Below are 3,681 nucleotides of genomic sequence, written 5' to 3'. Positions count from 1 at the left end.
GCGGACGGGGCGTCAGACATGCGGGGCCTCCGGGGCGGGGGTCGGCGAGGCGGCGGCCGGTACGGGGGCCCAGCCGAGGGAGCGGGCGGCGGCACGCCAGGTGAGGCAGGTGTCGTAGAGCCCGTCGTAGAACGCGGCGCGCCCGGCGTCCGGTTCCCAGCTCGCGCGCATCCGCACGTACGTGGCGGCGGCGCTGTGCATGCTGCTCTCCGCCCCGGTGAGGACGAGGCCGGTGAGGAACGCGCCCTTGGCGCCCAGCTCCGTGTCCGCGCTGCGCGCGGTCGGCACGCCGGTGACGTCCGCGATGAGCCGGCACCAGTCGTCGCTGGCGGATCCGCCACCGCACAGGCGCAGTTCGCGGACCTCGGTCCCGGACGCGGCCAGGCAGTCCCGGACGACGAGGGACAGTCCCTCGAAGACGGCGCGGGCGAGCTGGGCGGGGGTGTGGTCGAGGGACAGGCCCCAGAAGGCGCCGCGGGCGTGCGGGTCGAGGAAGGGGGCGCGTTCCCCGGCGGGCGAGAGGTACGGCAGGAAGGCCAGCCCGCCGGCGCCCGGTTGCGCGCCGAAGGCGAGTCTGCCGAGGGCGGCGGGGTCCGCCACGGACAGGGTGCGGCAGGCCCAGTCGAGGACCTCGGTGCCGGAGAGGGTGGGGAAGGCGCGCAGGATGCGTTCCCGGCCGCGGTAGGCGATGTTGATCCCGCAGGGCTCGCCGCCGGTGTCCGGCTCGCGGGTGACGATCTCCGTGCACAGGGTGGTGCCGAGGATGGCGCACGCCTGGCCGGGGTTGACGGCACCGGCGCCGCGGGCGGTGGCGGCGATGTCGTAGGGGGCCATGACCACGGGCAGCCCGGCGGGCAGGCCGAGTTCGGCGGCGGTGTGGTGGGTGATCTCCGCGATGCGCTCGTGCTCGCCGAGGATCCGGGGCAGCAGCCGCTCGGCCCACCGCATGCCGAAGAGGTCGAGGATCACCGGGTCGTAGGCGCCGGTGGTGTGATCGAGGAAGGGCGCCGACGCGTCCGACTCGTCGATGGCGGTGACTCCGGTGAACTTCAGGAACAGCCAGCCGGCCGCCGTCAGTGCCGTCCGGGAGCGCTCCAGACGGTCCGGGTCGTGCTCGGCGAGCCAGTGGAGCACCGCGTTCGGCATGCCGCTGCAGGTGAGCGAGCCGTTCCGGCGGAACGCCTGCTCCAGGACGCCGTCGGCCTGCCAGCGGGTGAGCAGGTCGCCGGCGCGCCCGTCCGACCACAGGACCGCGGGGCCGGTGGGACGGCCGTCGCCGTCGACGAGCCAGCAGCCGTCGCCCTGCGCGGTGAAGCTCACCAGCCAGACCGGGTCCTGGGCGGGGCCGAGCTGGGACAGGACGCTGCGCACGGTGAAGACGACCCCGTTCCACACCGCGTCCATGTCCTGCTCCGCCCATCCGGGACGGGGCCGCAGCACCTCGGTGCCGATGCGCGCGACCGCCACCTCCTGGCCCTGGTCGTCGAACACGACGGATTTGATGACCGAGGTCCCGACGTCGATGGTGAGAACCGACATGACTGCAATACCTGCCCCTTCGCAAAGGCCGCGCGCACGCACCGGACCGGATGGAGCGGATGGCGGCGGACCGCATACGGCTCGCGGAATTCAGAAAACCCGCACCCGAAGGTGCCGTCAATCAGCCCCGTGCTTTATCCCGTGGCGGCCGGCGCGGGCGATGTGAAGTTCCGTCCCGGTCGGCGCGCGCCACCCCGCCCGTGCGCCGCTGGACGGCTCTTTCCGGGCCACGCCCCCGCTCCCCTCGTGTTACGTTCATGTGGGTTTCACATGGCCTTCTTCTCATCCGTTCCCGTACGGTCCGGCGGGGAAGCGCCCACACCCTCGGAAGGAGCGGACGTCATGGCAGGTGCGGACGCCCGGACGGACGCCCAGGAGGAGCGCCGGAACCGGCTGCGCGAACTCGTCACGAACCGGGGGTTCGTCCGTACGGCCGAGCTGGCGACCGAGTTCGGTGTGAGCGTCATGACCATCCACCGTGACCTGGACGCGTTGCAGGCACAGGGCTGGCTGCGCAAGGTGCGTGGCGGGGCGAGCTGTCTGCCCTCGACGCAGTTCCACGGCAGCGCCAGCGAACGCATGACCACCATGGTGCAGACCAAGCAGCTGCTGGCACGGGCCGCCGCCACCGAACTCGCGCCCGGGCAGGTCGTGATGATCGACGACTCCACGACCTGCCTGAGTCTGGTCCGCCACCTGGCGGACCACACGCCGATCACGGCGATCAGCAATTCGCTGCCCGCCATCACGGCGCTGGCCCGGGAGCCCGGCGTGGCACTGATCGCGCTGGGCGGCACCTACTTTCCGGCCTACGACGCGTTCATGGGAGCGCACACGGCCCAGAGCGTGCAGTCGTTCCGGGCGGATGTGCTGTTCATGTCCACGACGGCGGTGACAGGGGGGCGCTGCTACCACATGTCGCCCGAGACAGTGCAGGTCAAGCGGGCCATGATGGCCGCCGCGGCGCGCCGGGTGCTGATCATCGACCACACCAAGTTCGCCAATCAGGGCCTGTACGCGCTCGCTCCTCTCACCGACTTCGACCTGGTGCTCGTCGACGACGCGGCGCCGGCAGCGGAGGTACGGCGGCTGCGCGACAGCGGGGTCCACGTCCGCACGGTCACCGGTTCGTCGGCAGCGCTCCGGTCGCACGACGCCACGTGAACATCACACGCTTCTCACGCGGTACACATCCGCACGCCGCACCCCCTCCGAGCCCCTGACCTGGACCTGTACACTCCACCCCACCTTCACGGCATGGTGGCGGAACGTCGATTTCACGCCACGGCCGACACGGCCCGCGAGGTCTTCCCGGTGACGGATTGACCCCGGCCCGGAGCGGTCCTTTCATCATGGCCACGCCTTACGGCACTCCGCTCTCCCCATATCCGTAAGAAGGTGGCCGCCGTGACCGTCCCCTCGAATCCCGCTTCTCCGCCCGGCAGAACCGCACGACCGAATCTCCTGGACCGCGTCGGTATTCCGAAGGCGCTTTCCTGGGGATTCCTCGGCGTCCTGATCTTCATGATCGGTGACGGTGTCGAATCGGGATTCCTCTCCCCGTACCTGATTTCCGAGGGAATCTCCAAGGAGCGCGTGGCCCTGCTGTTCACCGTGTACGGCGTCACGGCGAGCATCTCGGCCTGGTTCTCCGGGGCCCTGTCCGATCTGTGGGGCCCGCGCCGGGTGATGCTGCTGGGCTTCGGCATCTGGGCCGCGCTGCAGGTCGTCCTCCTCGGCCTGGCGCTTCCGGCCCACCACTACTGGCTGATCATGGTCAGCTACGGCCTGCGCGGCTTCGGCTATCCGCTCTTCGCGTACGGCTTCCTGGTCTGGGTGACCGCCGTGACGCCCAGGCACCGGCTGGGATCGGCGGTGGGCTGGTTCTGGTTCGCCTTCACCGGCGGGCTGCCCACCCTCGGTTCCCTGGTGGCCAGCTTCACGGTGCCGTGGCTGGGCACCTATCGCACGCTGTGGTTCTCGCTGGTCCTGGTCGTGGCGGGCGCCCTGATCGCCCTGCTCCTGGTGCGCGAGCCGGTGGGCAGGAGCCGGCTGGCTCCCGCCGGGGAGCGCCCGGTGGCCACGCTGCTCGGCTCGCTCTCCATCGTCTGGCGCAATCCGCGCATCGGCACCGGCGCGGTG

The 3,681-nt window shown here is 71.3% G+C and carries 3 protein-coding genes; 2 read left to right on the top strand and 1 reads right to left on the bottom strand.

Annotated elements, in window-relative coordinates:
* Positions 1 to 12: 12 nt before the first annotated feature.
* Positions 13 to 1,539: an FGGY-family carbohydrate kinase gene (locus CCN44_RS26115; RefSeq protein WP_086700059.1), complete on the bottom strand. Its 1,527-nt coding sequence runs from the start codon at positions 1,537 to 1,539 to the stop codon at positions 13 to 15.
* Between the two features lie 342 nt (positions 1,540 to 1,881).
* On the opposite strand from CCN44_RS26115, the gene CCN44_RS26110 reads away from it, so the two are divergent.
* Together CCN44_RS26110 and CCN44_RS26105 are read left to right on the top strand one after the other, a co-directional pair.
* Positions 1,882 to 2,703 carry a DeoR/GlpR family DNA-binding transcription regulator gene (locus CCN44_RS26110; protein ID WP_086700056.1) on the top strand — a complete coding sequence of 274 codons (822 nt, stop codon included), beginning with the start codon at positions 1,882 to 1,884 and terminating at the stop codon, positions 2,701 to 2,703.
* 234 nt (positions 2,704 to 2,937) lie between these two features.
* The coding region (locus tag CCN44_RS26105) for an MFS transporter (RefSeq protein ID WP_331478618.1) at positions 2,938 to 3,681 on the top strand (744 nt) is incomplete at its 3' end.

Source organism: Streptomyces tricolor (assembly GCF_002155905.1).
Classification (GTDB): domain Bacteria; phylum Actinomycetota; class Actinomycetes; order Streptomycetales; family Streptomycetaceae; genus Streptomyces; species Streptomyces tricolor.
Note: the sequence above shows the minus strand (reverse complement) of the source record. Positions and strands in the feature narration are given on the sequence as shown.

Excerpts from the sequence above, each read along its gene's own strand:
- CCN44_RS26115 (WP_086700059.1), bottom strand. The coding sequence starts at position 1,539 with ATGTCGGTTCTCACCATCGACGTCGGGACCTCGGTCATCAAATCCGTC.
- CCN44_RS26110 (WP_086700056.1), top strand. The coding sequence starts at position 1,882 with ATGGCAGGTGCGGACGCCCGGACGGACGCCCAGGAGGAGCGCCGGAAC.